General features: G+C 78.2%; 13 protein-coding genes. 10 read left to right on the forward strand and 3 right to left on the reverse strand.

Going from position 1 to position 14,394, the window contains the following annotated elements:
- Window positions 1–118 precede the first annotated feature (118 nt).
- Window positions 119–907, forward strand: coding sequence for an SDR family oxidoreductase (locus ACRYMN_RS04440; protein ID WP_432492383.1), 789 nt, complete (start codon window positions 119–121; stop codon window positions 905–907).
- Between the two features lie 40 nt (window positions 908–947).
- Here the strand turns inward: ACRYMN_RS04440 and ACRYMN_RS04445 are convergent, their stop codons facing one another.
- A complete protein-coding gene (locus ACRYMN_RS04445; protein WP_432492385.1) occupies window positions 948–1,208 on the reverse strand; it encodes a thioredoxin domain-containing protein in 261 nt (86 codons plus the stop codon).
- 61 nt (window positions 1,209–1,269) lie between these two features.
- Window positions 1,270–1,833, reverse strand: coding sequence for an SSI family serine proteinase inhibitor (locus ACRYMN_RS04450; RefSeq protein WP_432492387.1), 564 nt, complete (start codon window positions 1,831–1,833; stop codon window positions 1,270–1,272).
- Between the two features lie 143 nt (window positions 1,834–1,976).
- Here ACRYMN_RS04450 and ACRYMN_RS04455 point away from each other — a divergent pair, with 143 nt between their 5' ends.
- Together ACRYMN_RS04455 and ACRYMN_RS04460 are read left to right on the forward strand one after the other, a co-directional pair.
- The gene (locus ACRYMN_RS04455) at window positions 1,977–4,082 is read left to right on the forward strand and encodes a HelD family protein (RefSeq protein WP_432492389.1); all 2,106 of its coding nucleotides are present in this window, start codon (window positions 1,977–1,979) and stop codon (window positions 4,080–4,082) included.
- Between the two features lie 17 nt (window positions 4,083–4,099).
- On the forward strand, window positions 4,100–4,432 hold the full coding sequence (locus tag ACRYMN_RS04460; protein WP_432492391.1) for a rhodanese-like domain-containing protein: 333 nt from the start codon (window positions 4,100–4,102) through the stop codon (window positions 4,430–4,432).
- Between the two features lie 46 nt (window positions 4,433–4,478).
- Here the strand turns inward: ACRYMN_RS04460 and ACRYMN_RS04465 are convergent, their stop codons facing one another.
- A complete protein-coding gene (locus tag ACRYMN_RS04465) occupies window positions 4,479–5,480 on the reverse strand; it encodes a glucosyl-3-phosphoglycerate synthase (RefSeq protein ID WP_432492393.1) in 1,002 nt (333 codons plus the stop codon).
- A 254-nt stretch (window positions 5,481–5,734) separates the two neighbouring features.
- On the opposite strand from ACRYMN_RS04465, the gene ACRYMN_RS04470 reads away from it, so the two are divergent.
- From ACRYMN_RS04470 to ACRYMN_RS04500, 7 genes are all read left to right on the forward strand, one after another.
- Window positions 5,735–6,184, forward strand: coding sequence for an ATP-binding protein (locus tag ACRYMN_RS04470; protein ID WP_432492395.1), 450 nt, complete (start codon window positions 5,735–5,737; stop codon window positions 6,182–6,184).
- Window positions 6,185–6,379: 195 nt separating this feature from the next.
- Window positions 6,380–8,659 (forward strand): SpoIIE family protein phosphatase, encoded by a 2,280-nt coding sequence (locus tag ACRYMN_RS04475; RefSeq protein ID WP_432492397.1) that lies wholly within the window; start codon window positions 6,380–6,382, stop codon window positions 8,657–8,659.
- 10 nt (window positions 8,660–8,669) lie between these two features.
- Window positions 8,670–9,428 (forward strand): glycosyltransferase, encoded by a 759-nt coding sequence (locus tag ACRYMN_RS04480; protein WP_432492399.1) that lies wholly within the window; start codon window positions 8,670–8,672, stop codon window positions 9,426–9,428.
- Window positions 9,421–10,944, forward strand: coding sequence for an MptA/MptB family glycosyltransferase (locus ACRYMN_RS04485; RefSeq protein ID WP_432492401.1), 1,524 nt, complete (start codon window positions 9,421–9,423; stop codon window positions 10,942–10,944). Before ACRYMN_RS04480 ends, ACRYMN_RS04485 begins: the two co-directional genes overlap by 8 nt.
- A gap of 21 nt (window positions 10,945–10,965) precedes the next feature.
- Window positions 10,966–11,286: a type II toxin-antitoxin system Phd/YefM family antitoxin gene (locus tag ACRYMN_RS04490; RefSeq protein WP_432492403.1), complete on the forward strand. Its 321-nt coding sequence runs from the start codon at window positions 10,966–10,968 to the stop codon at window positions 11,284–11,286.
- A 27-nt stretch (window positions 11,287–11,313) separates the two neighbouring features.
- Window positions 11,314–11,727: a PIN domain-containing protein gene (locus ACRYMN_RS04495; protein WP_432492405.1), complete on the forward strand. Its 414-nt coding sequence runs from the start codon at window positions 11,314–11,316 to the stop codon at window positions 11,725–11,727.
- Between the two features lie 28 nt (window positions 11,728–11,755).
- Window positions 11,756–14,374, forward strand: coding sequence for a DEAD/DEAH box helicase (locus ACRYMN_RS04500; protein WP_432492407.1), 2,619 nt, complete (start codon window positions 11,756–11,758; stop codon window positions 14,372–14,374).
- Window positions 14,375–14,394 lie beyond the last annotated feature (20 nt).

Below are 14,394 nucleotides of genomic sequence, written 5' to 3' on the forward strand. Positions count from 1 at the left end.
AGCCTAGCCGAAGAAGTGCGACACACTTGTCGCTCTTGACAGAAGTGCGACGACGGTGTTGCAGTTGTAGCTCCACCTCGGGAACCCCCGAGGACCGCACTCCCAGAAGGAGCCACCCGTGGACCTGCAGCTCACCGGCCGCCGCGTGCTCGTCACCGGCGCCAGCCGAGGCATCGGCCTCGAGGTCGTCCGCGCCGCCCTGGCGGAGGGCGCGCGCGTCGTCGCCACCGCCCGTCGCACCACCCCCGAGCTGGAGGCCACCGGCGCCACGTTCGTCGCCGCGGACCTGGCCACCGCCGACGGCCCGCGGCTCCTGCTCGAGGAGGTGCTCGAGCAGGACCCCCACCTCGACGTCCTGGTCAACAACGCCGGCGGCGGCAGCGCGGACCCCGGCTCCCTCGCCGACCCCGTCGACGGCGACGACGACACCTGGGCGGACACCCTCGCCCTGAACCTCCTCGCGGCCGTGCGCACCACTCGCGCCGCCCTGCCGGCGCTGCTGGCCGCGCGCGGGGCCGTCGTCAACGTCGGCTCCGACAGCGCACGCCGCTCCATGGCCGCCCCGCTGCCCTACACCGCCGCCAAGGCCGCGCTCGCCGCGTTCTCCCGCGGCCTGGCCGAGAAGGTCGGCCCGCGCGGCGTCCGGGTGAACACCGTCAGCCCCGGCGGCACCCGCACCCCGCTGCTGGTGGGACCGGACGGCTTCGGCGCGCAGCTGGCCGGCGCCCTGGGCGTCGACCACGACGCGCTGGTGGCCGGCATGGCGCAGCAGAACGGGATGCTCACCGGCGAGCTCGTCGACCCCGCCGAGATCGCCCGCACTGTCCTGCTGCTGGCCTCGCCGGCCATGCCCAGCGCCATCGGGCAGAACTGGGCCGTGGACGCGGGTTCGGTGAAGGTGGCCTGAGGACCGCACCGCGCGCAGCCGCCCGCACGGGGCCGGGGCGTCAGGCGGCGCGCGCCACCGCCGCGAGCGCCTGGGCGAGCGTGGGCACCCCGCGCGAGCGGAACACCTCGGCGCCGTCGTCGGTGCGCACCACGACCGTGGGGGTGCCGGTCACGCCGGCGGCCCGCGCGCGCTCCACGTCCCCCGCGACGTCGACCTCCTCGAGCTGGGCGGCGGGCACGAGGCGCTCGACCTCGGTGAGCACCGCCCGGGCGCCGCGGCACGGCCCGCAGAAGGCGGAGGTGAACAGTTCGACGAGCACGCCCGTCCCAACGCCGCGCACCTCCGCACGCTTCCGCGCGGGCCGCTCGAGAGGACCCGCCTCAGGACGGCGGGCTCGCGCGGTGGGCGGTGGCCGGGTCCGGCTGCAGCAGCGGCGCCAGGCGCTCCCAGCGCTCGATCTCGCAGCCGTCGGTGCGCGAGAACGTCGCCGAGACCTCCCGCCCGGCCCAGGTGCCGGTGACCGTGGCGCGCTGCGGGCCGCCGTAGACCTGCGTGCACGCGCGGTCGGGCGGCACGGGCGCGAACGGGTCCGGCGCGGCGGCGATCGCCGCGCAGGCGCCCGCGGCGTCGGGGTGGTCACCGCCCGGGGTGCCGTCGGGGGCGCAGGTCAGCGTCCAGGTGCGCACCGCGCCGCCGTCGTCCACCTCCACCCGCAGGGAACCGCCCACCTGCGGGCGGGCACCCGTCAGCGCGCCCGGGGTCGGGCCCCGGGGCGTGGTCGAGGCGGTGGGCACCGCCGCGCCGCTGCCGTCGTCGCTCGAACCGCTCACCGCTGGCCCTCCCGCCCGCTGCTGCCCGCACGCCGGGGCGCCGGCGAGCACGAGGGCGGCCAGCAGGGCCGGGAGCACCGCGAGCCGCGCGCGCCGCCGCGCCGTGCCGGTCATCCTCGTCCCCCTCCCCGCCGGGCACCACCCCCGCCGCCGTCCGGGGTCCGACGCGGTGGGCCGGATCCGGGTTCCCGCCCGGCGTTGTCGCCGCGCGGCGGTCCTGGCACGATCCTGCGGCTGTCCGGAACCCTGGAGGAACCGTGCCCACCCCCACCCGGGAGACCCCCGGCGACGTCCTGGCCGCCGAGCAGCGCCACCTCGAGCGCGCCCGCGCCGAGCTGGTGCGCATGCGCGAGCACGCGCTGTCCCTGACCGCCGACGGCGGCGACCCGATCGCCGACGCCGCGATCGCGCTGGCGCTGCACCGGCGCGCCGCCGCCCTCGTCGACGACCCGGCCACCGCCCTGTTCTTCGGCCGCACCGACCACGACTCCGGCGAGGTGCTGCACATCGGCCGCCGCCACGTCACCGACGCCGCCGGCGACCCCCTCGTCGTCGACTGGCGCGCCGACGTCTCGCGCGCCTTCTACCGGGCCAGCCGCGCCGAGCGCGGCGACGTGCGGCTGCGCCGCCGCTTCGGCGTCGAGCACGGCCGGCTGACCGCCCACGAGGACGAGCACCTGGCCGAGCCGGACGGGTACCCCGACGCCGACGCCGCCGGCGAGGACGGGCGCGCCTCGGCGATCCTGGCCCGCGAGATCGAGCGGCCCCGCTCCGGGCCGATGCGCGACATCGTCGCGACCATCCAGCCCGAGCAGGACGCGCTCGTGCGCGCCGACGCCTCCACCACCGTGTGCGTGCAGGGCGCGCCGGGCACCGGCAAGACCGCCGTGGGCCTGCACCGCGCCGCGTGGCTGCTCTACGCGCACCGCGAGCGCCTGACCCGCCAGGGCGTGCTCGTCGTCGGGCCCAACCGCGCCTTCCTGCAGCACGTCGGCGCGGTGCTGCCGGCGCTGGGGGAGGTGCGGGTGGAGCAGACCACCGTGGAGGAGCTGGTGACCTCCCCCGGCGGCGGCCGGAAGGACGTCCTGGTGCGCGCCACCGAGCCGGCCGCGCTCGCCACCCTCAAGGGCGACGCGCGGATGGCGCAGGTCGTGCGCCGCGCCGTGTGGGCGGCGGTGGCCGACCCCGCCGACGCCCTGGACGGCGGCGCGTTCGTCCTGCCGCGCGGCTCGCGCCGCTGGCGCGTGCCCGGCTACCGGGTGCGCGAGCTGCTCGACGAGCTCGCCGGCCGCGGCGTGCGCTACGGCGCCGCCCGCGCGCTGCTGCCGCAGCGCCTGGCCCACGCCGTGCTGGAGCTGTTCGAGGCCGCCGGCGACTCCCCGGACGACGCGGTGCAGGACGCGGTGGCCCGCAGCGCCGACGTCAAGCGGGCCGTAAACCGGCTGCTGCCCGCCCAGGACCCCGCGAAGGTCCTGCACCGGCTGCTCTCGGACGCGGGCTTCCTGCGCGCCTGCTCCGAGGGCGTCCTCGACGACGCCGAGCGCGCGCTGCTGCTGTGGGAGCGCTCCCCGCGCAGCGCCGGCGCGGCGCGCTGGACGCCGGCCGACGCCGTCCTGCTCGACGAGGTCGCCGACCAGCTGACCCGCACCCCCTCGCGCGCCCACGTCGTGCTCGACGAGGCGCAGGACCTCTCCGCCATGCAGCTGCGCGCGGTGGGGCGGCGCTGCACCACCGGCGCCGCCACCGTCCTGGGCGACCTCGCGCAGGGCACCACCCCGTGGTCGGCGCGCTCGTGGCCGCAGGTGCTCGAGCACCTGGGCAAGCCCGGCGGGCACCTGGAGGTCCTCGAGCGCGGCTTCCGGGTGCCCTCGGCGGTGCTCGACTACGCCACCCGGCTGCTGCCGGCCATCGCCCCCGAGCTGGGCGTGCCGCGCTCGGTGCGCCCCGACCCCGGGCTGCTGGAGGTCCTGGCCGTCGCCGGCGGGGCGACCGAGCGCGCCGCCGCCGTCGTCGCCGGCCTGCTGGAGCAGGAGGGCTCGATCGGCCTGGTCGTCGCCGACGCCGCCGTCGAGGCCGCCGCGCGCGCCCTGGCCGCCGCCGGCGTGGGCGCCACCCGCCTGGACGCCCCGGACGCCCCGGACGGGCGCGACGGCGGCGCGCCGCCCGAGCGGGTCTCCCTGGTGCCTGCGGGCCTGGTCAAGGGCCTGGAGTTCGACCGCGTCGTCGTGCTGGAGCCGGCCGACCTCGTCGACGGCGAGCCCGACGAGCGCACCGGGCTGCGCCGGCTGTACGTGGCCCTGACCCGCGCGGTCTCCGCCCTCGTCGTCGTGCACGCCCGGCCGCTGCCCGCGGCGCTGCGCTGAGCCGTAGGCTCGCGGGCATGCCCGACGCTCCCGCCGTCCCCTCCGTCGACGCCGCCGCCGTCCCCGCCGACGCCACCCTCCTCGACGTGCGCGAGGACGACGAGTGGGCCGCCGGGCACGCCGAGGGCGCCGTGCACATCCCCATGGGGCAGGTGCCCCAGCGCCTGTCGGAGCTGCCCGAGGGCGAGCTGCACGTGGTCTGCCGCGCCGGCGGGCGCTCGATGCGCGTGGCGCAGTGGCTGGCGCACAACGGCTACGACGTGGTCAACGTCGACGGCGGCATGGGCGCGTGGGCGGACGCCGGGCGCCCGATGGTCTCCGAGAGCGGCGCCGAGCCCTTCGTGCGCTGAGCCCTTCGTGCGCTGAGCGCCCCGGGCGCGTCCGGGGCCGGGGCGCTCAGGAGGCCTCGGCCACCGGCCCGTCGTGCCGGGCGTACCCGTCGTGCCGGGCGTGCCGGGCGTGCCGGGCGTGCCGGGCGTAGCCCTCCACGCTCAGCATCGGCGGGCGCTCGGAGACGTCGAGGGCGTGCGTGACCGGCGCGTAGCGCCCGTAGCCGTCGCGGGCGAACTGGGTGATGCTCGCCGGCCCGTCCCCGCCGCCCAGGGCGCGCTCGTGCACGACGCGGGTGATCTGCGCGGCCATGCGGCCCAGCGCGGCGGTGTCCTGGTGGCCGTGGCGGCGCCGGCCGAGGTCGACCTGCGCGATGGCGGGCAGCCCGCGCAGGCGCAGGGTGTCGATGAGCAGGGCGATCTCCACGCCGTAGCCGCTGCGGAAGGGCAGCGCCTCCAGCAGGCGCCGGCGCCCGGCGTACTCCCCGGCCAGCGGCTGCACGACCCCGGCCAGCTCGGGGAACCACAGGCCCAGCAGGGGGCGGGCGACCAGCTCGGTCACGCGCCCGCCGGAGGTGCCCCCGGAGCCCTGCAGCGGCCGGTCGTAGCAGCCCTTGACCAGCTCCACGGCCGGGTCGGCCAGCAGCGGGCCCAGCAGGCCCGTGACCAGCTGCGGCTGCGGGTCCACCAGGTCGGCGTCGACGAACACCAGCACGTCGCCGTCGGTGACCGCCAGCGACTTCCACAGCACCTCGCCCTTGCCCGGGCGCGAGCCCTGCTCGGGCAGCACGTCGTCGCGGTGGTGCACCACCGCCCCGGCGCGCCGGGCGGCGCCCGCGGTGCCGTCGGTGGAGCCGGAGTCCATGACGACGACCTCGTCCACCAGGCCGGTCTCGTCGGCCAGGCGCCGCACCATGCGCACCACGCCGCCGACGGTGGCCTCCTCGTCCAGCGCGGGCAGCACCACGCTGACGCGGGTGGCGCGCTTGTCGGCGCGCAGCCGCTCCAGGGGCCAGTCGCGCGCGCGGGAGGTCGAGCGGTCGAACCACGCCTGCACGGGCAGGTCCACCCGGCACCTCCGGTCCTGTGCGGTGGTCGGGGACGACTCCTGTCCAGCACCGTCGCACGTCCCGGCGCGCGCGCACAGGCGCCCGCGCAGGAGTTCACGCGGCCGTCACACGGCGGGTCGCTGCTGGGCCGGGCGGGTGGACGGGCGCACCCTGGAGGGGGAGCGGCGGGGAGCTGGGCCGGCCGGGAGGTTTGGCCGCCGCCATGCTCGGGTACCTACGGAGCCGTCAAGCAGGCGGCAGGTCAGGAGGACGGATGCCGACGGGGGCTGGCCCTGTGCCGGCGACGCACTGGGCGTCGTTCGAGCACGACGCCGCATCTGTCCCGAGGGCCAGGCGGGTGGTCCGCTCCGTGCTGGACGGCGCCGGGCTCGACGCGGACTCCACGGCCGAGATCGAGATCGTCCTCTCGGAGATCGTGGGCAACTCGGTGCGCCACGCGCGCCCGCTGGGCGACGGCGGCATCCACGTGCAGTGCCTGGTCACCCGCGACGGCGGCGCCCACGTGGAGATCGCGGTGACCGACGGCGGCGCCCCCGGGCGCGCCGTGCGCCCCCGCGCGGTCGACGAGGCGGCCACCTCCGGGCGGGGCCTGTGCATCGTGGCGGGCCTGGCCGACGAGTGGGGCGTGGTGGAGAACGTCGACGACCTCAGCCGCACGGTGTGGGCCTCCTTCGGCGGGCCCACCCGCCTGCACCCGCACTGACGCCGCACCCGCACCCGCACCGGGGCCGCAGCCGCACCGACGCCGCACCCGCGCTGAGGCGCCCGCCGGCGCGCCGGTCACGGCGTGATCGCGCAGGCGTCACGGACAGCCACGGCCGGCAGACGCGCGGTCGCGGCGGGGGGTAGCCTCCCGCTGCTGCCGAAGACGTCGGCGCCGCACGACGAAGGAGGCCCGGTGGAGGTCTCGGCACTGGCAGCTGCACCCACCGCTGCGCGCGCCGGCCGCGCGCCCGGGCTCGACCTGCACGAGCTGCGCCTGCTGGAGCGCACCACGACCCGCCTGGCCGCGGCCCTGACGGTGCGCGCCGCGGTCGACGTCACCCTCGCCGCCGTCCAGGAGGCCCTGGGCGCCACCTCCTGCACCGTCTTCCTCCTCGAGGACGGCCCGCCCGGCCCCGGCGGCGCCCCCGGCGCGGTGCTGGTGCCCGCCGGCGACGGGGTGCTCGGCGCCGCCACCGCGCCACCCCCGCGCCTGGCCCTGGACGACCCCGCGCCCAGCGCCGAGGCCGCCCGCACCCGCCGGCCGGTGCTGCTGCGCTCGCCCGAGGAGCTCAGCGCTCGCTTCGACCACGCCCCCAGCGCGCGCCTGGTCGCCGCCGGGGAGCGCTCCTGGGCGGTGGTGCCGATGCTCACCGACGCCGGCCTGATCGGCGTGCTGCGCCTGGGGCTGCCGCGCGAGGGCTCCCTGGACGAGACGCAGCTGCTGCTGGCGGCCACCCTGGCCTCGCAGTGCGCCTGCGCGGTGGAGCGCGCCCGCCTGCTCGACGCCGCGCGCGCGGCCGCCGGCGAGGCGCGCCGCGCCGAGCACCGCTACCGCACCCTGGCCGCCGCCGGGCGCCTGGACCTGTTCACCGCCGGCGCCGGCGGCCTGGGCAGCGACCTGCCCGGCTGGCGGGGGCTGACCGGCCGCGACGGCGACCTGCGCGGCACCGGCTGGTGCGCCGACGTGCACCCCGAGGACCTGCCCGCGGTGCTGGCCGAGGCCGCCGCCGCCGCTCGCGAGGGGCGCGCCGGCACGGCCCGGCTGCGCCTGCGCACCCCCGCCGGCTGGCGCTGGGTCTCGGCCACCGCCCAGCCGGTGCGCGCCGACCCCGACGAGCCCGGCGCACCGGTGCTGGAGTGGGTCGGCGCCCTCGACGACGTCGACGAGCGCGTGCGCGCGGCCCGCCGCGCCCGCGGCCTGCAGCTGCTGACCGCGGCGCTGTCCACCGCCACCACCCGCGCCGGCGTCGTCGACGCCGTCCTGGGCGCCTGCTCCGCGCTGCCGGGCACGGCGCGCGCCAGCCTGACGCTGGTGGAGGAGGGCCGCGGCCCCGGCGGGGTGGTGGCCGTGCACCGCCTGCTGCGCGGTGGCCGGCGCGAGCACCTGGTGCGCGCGGACCTGCGCTCCGGGGACCTGGCGCGCGACGTGGAGGCCTGCGCCGCCGCCGGCGGCTGGTACCCCTGCGGCCCCGGCGACGCCGACGAGCTGCCCGCGTGGGTGCGCCCCGTCTACCTCGAGGCCCTCGCCGACGGCGACGCGGCGTGGGCGGTGCTGCCCCTGGCGACGCGCCGGCACCGCCTGGGCGGGCTGGTGATCGGCTCCACCGAGTCCACCGTGCCCGACCAGGACGAGCGCTCCTTCCTGCTGGCCCTGGCGCGGCAGGTGGCCGACGCGCTGGAGCGCGTGGACCTGCTCGAGCGGGAGCTGAGCACCGCGCGGGTGCTGCAGCAGGCCCTGCGGCCCGGCCCGCTGGCGCGGGTGCCGTGGCTGCGCGCGCACCGCGCCACCACGACCAGCGCCGGCGAGCACGTGGGCGGCGACTGGGCCGAGGTCGTCGTCGTCGACGCCGACCGCGTCGCGGTGGTGCTCGGCGACGTCATGGGCCGCGGGGCGCGCGCGGCCACCGTCATGGGCGTGGTGCGCGCCCAGGTGCGCGCCCTGGCGCTGGTCGACCCGCACCCGGCGGCCGTGCTGCGCGGGCTGGACGCCGCCGCCGACGCCGCCGGCGGGGAGGACATCGTCACCCTCGCCTACGTGCTGCTCCGCCGGGACGGCTCGGCCCTGGCCGCCCTGGCCGGGCACCCCCCGCCGCTGCTGCGCGGCGCGCGCGGCGCGCGCTACCTCGACCTGCCCGCCGGCCCGCCGGTCGGCGCCGTCCTGGCCGGCGGCGGTGACGACGGTGACGGTGACGGTGACGACAGCGGCGGCGGCCCCCGGGCGCGCGCGCAGGTGCGCGCGCTGCGCCTGGAACCCGGCGAGGACCTCGTGCTCTTCTCCGACGGCCTGGTCGAGACCCGCGCGCGCAGCCTGGAGGACGGGCTGGAGCAGGCCCGCGCGCACCTGGACGGCCCCGGCGGCGCGCCGCTGCCCGAGCTCGTCGACGGCCTGGTCGCGACCCTGGGCGGGGGCGTGCCGGTGGACGACGACGTGACCGTCCTGGCGGTGCGCCGGGACGGCGCGGCGGTGCTCTAGCCTCGCCAGCGTGCCGCCCGCGCTGCCGTCCCCGACCGTCGCCGTCGTCGTGCCGGCCAAGGACGAGGCCGAGCGCATCGGCGCCACCGTCACCGCGCTGCTGGCGATGCCGGTGGCCGACCTCGTCGTCGTCGTCGACGACGGCTCCGCCGACGGCACCGCCCGCCTGGCCCGCGAGGCCGGTGCGCTCGTCGTGGCGCACGAGCGCAACCGCGGCAAGGCCGCGGCCGTGCGCACCGGCGCGCGCGCCGTCGCCGCCCGCGAGGCCGCCGCGCCGCGGGCGGGCACCGGCCCGCGCCCGCTGCTCCTCGTCGACGCCGACCTCGGCGCCACCGCCGCGGCCACCGAGCCGCTGACCGCGCCCGTGCTGGCCGGCGAGGCCGACATGGCGATCGCGGTGCTGCCGCGGCAGTCCAGCCCCGGCGGCGGGCGCGGCCTGGTGGTGGGCCTGGCCCGGCGCGGCACCCTGGCGGCGGTGGGCTGGGCGCCGCAGCAGCCGCTGTCGGGGATGCGCTGCCTGAGCCGGGAGGCGTTCGAGGCGGCGCAGCCGCTGGCGCGCGGCTGGGGGGTCGAGACGGCCCTGACGATCGACCTGCTGCGCTCGGGGCACCGGGTGGTGGAGGTGCCGTGCGCGCTGCAGCACCGCGTCACCGGCACCGACCTGCGCGGTCAGCTGCACCGCGCCGCGCAGTACCGCGACGTCGCGCTGGCCCTGCTGCGCCGCCGCGCCACCACCGCCTGGGTGCGCGCCCGCCGCTCCGGTGCCTGAGGCGGCGCGCCGCGCGCCCGGGCTCGCGCCCACCCTCGCCGGGGCCGGCACCGCACTCGCCCTGCTGTCCTGGCTGGCCGTGGCGGTGGCCGGTCCCTCCGCGGCGGTGCCCGCGCTGGGCGCGGGCGCGCCGCCGCTGGACCTGGGCCTGCGCCCCTCCTCCGCGCTGGTCAGCGCCCTGCTGGCCGTCTCCGTCCTGGCCGCCGGCACGGCCCTGGTCGCCGGGCTGAACGCCGTCGCGCGCGGCTGGCGCCCGCACCGGCTGCTGCTGCTGGCCGCCGCCGGGGCCGTGCTCGCCGCGCTGGTGCCGCCGGTGGGCTCGGCCGACCACCTCAGCTACGCCGCCTACGGGCGCATCGCCGCCCTGGGCGCCGACCCGTACGTGCAGGCGCCCGACGCCTTCGCCGGCGGCACCGACCCGGTGGCCTCGGCGGTGCGCGACCCGTGGCGCTCGACGACGTCGGTGTACGGGCCGGTGCTGACCGCGGTGCACGCGCTGACGTCCCTGGCCGGGGGCACCTCGGTGCGCGCGACGGTGTGGGCCGGTCAGCTGGTGCTGCTGGCGGCGTGGGCGCTGGCGGGCGCCGGCCTGCACCGGGGCCTGCGCGCCGACCCGGCGCTGCGCGCCCGCGCGCACGTGCTGTGGACGGCGAACCCGCTGCTGCTGACGGTCGGGCTCGGCGGCGCGCACGCCGACGTCCTGGCCGGGGCGGCGGTGGTGGGCGTGCTGCTGCTGGCCCCGCGCCGGCCGTTCGCGGCGGGCCTGGTGCTGGCGGTGGCCGCGGGCGCGAAGCTGCCCTACGGCGCGGTCGGCGCCGGGCTGCTGGTGGCGTGGCTGGGTGCGCGCCGGGCCGCGCACCGCGCCGGACCACCCGGGGCGCCGGGGGCGCCGGGGGCGCCCGGGCTCGGCTGGCTGCTGCGCGGGGCGGCCGGGGCGCTGCTGGTGCTGGTGCCCGCCCACGCCTGGGCCGGGGCGCACGCCTACGACCAGGCGAGCCGCGCCAGCCGCTTCGTCTCCCTGGCGACGGTGTGGCGCCCGCTGGTGGACGCCGGCCTGCCGCGCTCGGTGCTGCTGCCCGGCACGCTGGTGCTCATGGCGCTGGTGGCGCTGGTGTGGTGGCCGCTGCTGGTGGGCCGCGCGGGCCCCCCCGGCGCGGACCCGGGGGGCGCGGGGGAGCTGCGCCGCCGCGCGGGCGGGGTGGCGGCCGTGCTCGCGCTGGGCTACCTGCTGGCCGCCCCCTACGCGCTGCCCTGGTACGACCTGCTGCTGTGGGGGCCGCTGGCGCTGGCGGTCCCCGCCGCGGCGGCCGGCGGGTGGCTGGAGCGCGTCCTGGCGCTGCGGCTGACGCTGCTGGCGCTGGCGTACGTGCCGGGCCTGGTGGACGGGATGTCCCCGGCGGTGCAGGCGCTGACGCTGGGCTACCGCCGCGAGGTGGGCCCGTGGGTGTCGTGGGCGGCGCTGCTGGCCGTGCTCGCGCTGGGGGTGGCCGCCCGCCGGGGCTCCCGCGAGGTGTAGCACGCGGGCTGCAGTCGTCACGTGAAGACCATCAGCGTGCGGGAGCTGCGCAACGACTCCGGCAGGGTGCTGCGGGAGGTCGAGGCCGGGGAGAGCTTCACCATCACCTCCAACGGCCGTCCGGTGGCGGACATCAGCGCGCACCGGCCCACCCGCCCGCGGGGTGTCCCGCTGGGGCAGGCTCTGGGGGCGCTCTCCCGCACGGGCCCGCACGACGCCGAGGCGTTCCGTCGGGACGTGCAGGAGCGGATGGACGACGACGAGCCGGTCGACCCCTACGAGCGGTGGGACCGCCAGCGCGCCGAGCAGGAGCAGCAGCGCTCGCGGACCGGTCGCGGCTGACGTCGTGCAGCGCAGCCGGGTCGTCCGGTGACCGAGTACCTGCTGGACACCGACGCCGTCCTCACCCTGTTCTCCCCTCCGCCGGGCGCCGCCGTCCGGATCCCCCTCGACGAGCCGTCGTACGTGTCCACCCTCACCGAGACGGAGCTGCGCTTCGGCTTCCAGCTCGTGGCGGGTGATCCCGTGAGGTCGACGCAGCGGCTGAACCAGCTCACCCGGCTGCTCTCGACGTGGTCGCCGTTGCCGGTCGACGGCACCGTCCAGCAGGCGTACACGCTGGTGGCCCGAGCGGCGCTGGACGCCGGGCAGCAGCCGAGGCGTCGGCAGCTCGACCTCCTCATCGCGGCCACCGCCCTGGCGCACGGCATGACGCTGGTCACCGACGACCGTCGGCTGGCCACCGCCGTGTCCTCGGTGGTGCCGGTCGCACGGCTCCTGTGACGCGGCGGGTGCGACGATGGGACACGCCATGGCCACCACCCCCGCCCCCGCCGCCCTCGCCGGCGAGTCCGACGAGCTGCTGGAGACCTCCGCCCGCTCCCGCCTGACCGAGCGCCTGCCCGCCCGCGGCAGCGCGGCCGCCGACGACCCCGACGCCGTCTACGAGGCGTTCGCCGGGTGGGTCGCCGAGGGCGGCATCGAGCTGTACCCGGCGCAGCAGGAGGCCCTCATCGAGGTGGTCTCCGGCTCCAACGTCGTCCTGGCCACCCCCACCGGCTCGGGCAAGTCGCTCGTGGCCGCCGGCGCGCACGCCGCGGCCCTGACCGCCGGGGTGCGCTCCTTCTACACCGCGCCGCTGAAGGCGCTGGTGAGCGAGAAGTTCTTCGCGCTGGTGGAGACGTTCGGGGCGGAGAACGTCGGCATGATGACCGGCGACGCCTCGGTGAACCCCGGTGCGCCGATCGTGTGCTGCACCGCGGAGGTGCTGGCGAACGTGGCGCTGCGCTCGGGCGCGTTCGCCGACGTCGGCCAGGTCGTCATGGACGAGTTCCACTTCTACGCCGACCCCGACCGCGGGTGGGCGTGGCAGGTGCCGCTCATCGAGCTGCCGCAGGCGCAGTTCCTGCTGATGTCGGCGACCCTCGGCGACGTCGAGTGGCTGCGCGAGGACCTCACCCGCCGCACCGGCCGCGCCACCGCCGTCGTCACCTCCGTGGAGCGGCCCGTGCCGCTGCACCACTCGTGGGCGACCACGCCGCTGCAGGAGACGGTCGAGGAGCTGCTGAGCACCGACCGGGCGCCGGTGTACGTCGTGCACGCCACCCAGGCCGCCGCGGTGGAGCAGGCGCAGTCGCTGACCAGCGCGAAGGTCGCCACCCGCGAGCAGCGCGACGCCGTCGCCGAGGCGATCGGCGGGTTCCGCTTCGCGCCCGGCTTCGGCAAGGTCCTCAACCGGCTGCTGCGCATGGGCGTGGGCGTGCACCACGCCGGGATGCTGCCGAAGTACCGCCGCCTGGTGGAGACCCTGGCCCAGGCCGGGCTGCTGCGCGTGGTCTGCGGCACCGACACCCTGGGCGTGGGCATCAACGTGCCCATCCGCACGGTCCTCTTCGCCGGGCTGACGAAGTTCGACGGCCGGCGCACCCGCCACTACCGCGCCCGGGAGTTCCACCAGATCGCCGGCCGCGCCGGCCGCGCCGGCTTCGACACCGCCGGCACCGTCGTGGTGCAGGCGCCCGAGCACGAGGTGGAGAACGCCCGCCGCGTCGCCAAGGCCGGCGACGACCCGAAGAAGGCCAAGCGGGTGCAGCGGGTCAAGGCCCCCGAGGGGTTCGTCTCCTGGTCGGAGGCGACGATGCGCAAGCTCATCGACGCCCAGCCCGAGCAGCTGACCTCGCACTTCCGCGTCACCACCTCGATGCTGCTGAACCTCCTGCAGCGCCCGGGGAACCCGGTGGAGGCCGCGCGCCACCTGCTGCTGGACAACCACGAGCCGCGCAAGCGGCAGCTGCAGCACGTGCGCCGCGCGGTGGAGCTGTTCCGCGCGCTGCTGGACGCGGGCGTGGTGGAGAAGCTGCCCGCCCCGCTGCCCGACGGCCGGCAGGTGCGCCTGGTCGGGGACCTGCAGCTGGACTTCGCGCTGAACCAGCCGCTGTCGCCGTTCGCGCTGGCCGTGGTCGACGACCTGCTGGACCGCACCTCGCCCACGTACGCCCTCGACGTGGTCTCCGCCATCGAGTCCACCCTGGACGAGCCGATGAAGGTGCTGCTGGCGCAGCAGTCCAAGGCCAAGGGCGAGGCGGTGGCGCGCATGAAGGCCGACGGGCTGGAGTACGAGGAGCGCGTGGCGCAGCTGGAGGACGTCACCTGGCCCAAGCCGCTGGAGGAGCAGCTGCGCGCGGCGTACGAGACGTACCGCAGCGGCAACCCGTGGGTCTCCGACTACGAGGTGCGCCCGAAGTCGGTGGTGCGCGACATGTTCGAGCGGGCCATGACGTTCAGCGACTTCGTCGCGTTCTACCAGCTCGGCCGCTCCGAGGGCCTGGTGCTGCGCTACCTCTCCGACGCCTACAAGGCGCTGCGCCAGACGGTGCCGGAGGACGCGCGCACCGAGGAGCTCACCGACGTCGTGGAGTGGCTGGGCGAGGTGGTGCGCCAGACCGACTCCAGCCTGCTGGCCGAGTGGGAGAAGCTGCGCGCCGGCGACGACGGCGGGGACGTGGTGGCGGCCGTCGCGCCGGTGGAGGACGAGGCGCCGCCGGTGACGGCCAACGCCCGCGCGTTCCGGGTGCTGGTGCGCAACGCCGTCTTCCGCTTCGTGGAGCTCGCCGCCCTGGACCGGCCCGAGGAGCTGGCGCGGCTGGACGGCTCGCCCGACGAGGACACCTGGGCCGACCAGCTCGACGCCTACTACGAGCAGCACGACGCGATCGGTACCGGCCCGGACGCGCGCGGCCCGCACCTGCTGCAGGTCGACGACGGCTCCGGCCCGCACCCGAAGGGCTCGCCGCGGCGCTGGTACGTGCGCCAGGTCGTCGACGACCCCGCCGGCGACCGCGACTGGGCGGTGGTGGCCGAGGTGGACCTCGACGCCTCCGACGAGGCCGGTGCCGCGGTGCTGCGGGTGGCCGGGCTGCTGCGGATGTGAGGCGCCGCCACGCCGGCGCC

The organism is Kineococcus gypseus, assembly GCF_050871305.1.
Classification (GTDB): domain Bacteria; phylum Actinomycetota; class Actinomycetes; order Actinomycetales; family Kineococcaceae; genus Kineococcus; species Kineococcus gypseus.

Coding starts and splice junctions, on each gene's coding strand:
- ACRYMN_RS04450 (WP_432492387.1), bottom strand. CDS start 1,833: ATGACCGGCACGGCGCGGCGGCGCGCGCGGCTCGCGGTGCTCCCGGCC.
- ACRYMN_RS04460 (WP_432492391.1), top strand. CDS start 4,100: ATGCCCGACGCTCCCGCCGTCCCCTCCGTCGACGCCGCCGCCGTCCCC.
- ACRYMN_RS04470 (WP_432492395.1), top strand. CDS start 5,735: ATGCCGACGGGGGCTGGCCCTGTGCCGGCGACGCACTGGGCGTCGTTC.
- ACRYMN_RS04500 (WP_432492407.1), top strand. CDS start 11,756: ATGGCCACCACCCCCGCCCCCGCCGCCCTCGCCGGCGAGTCCGACGAG.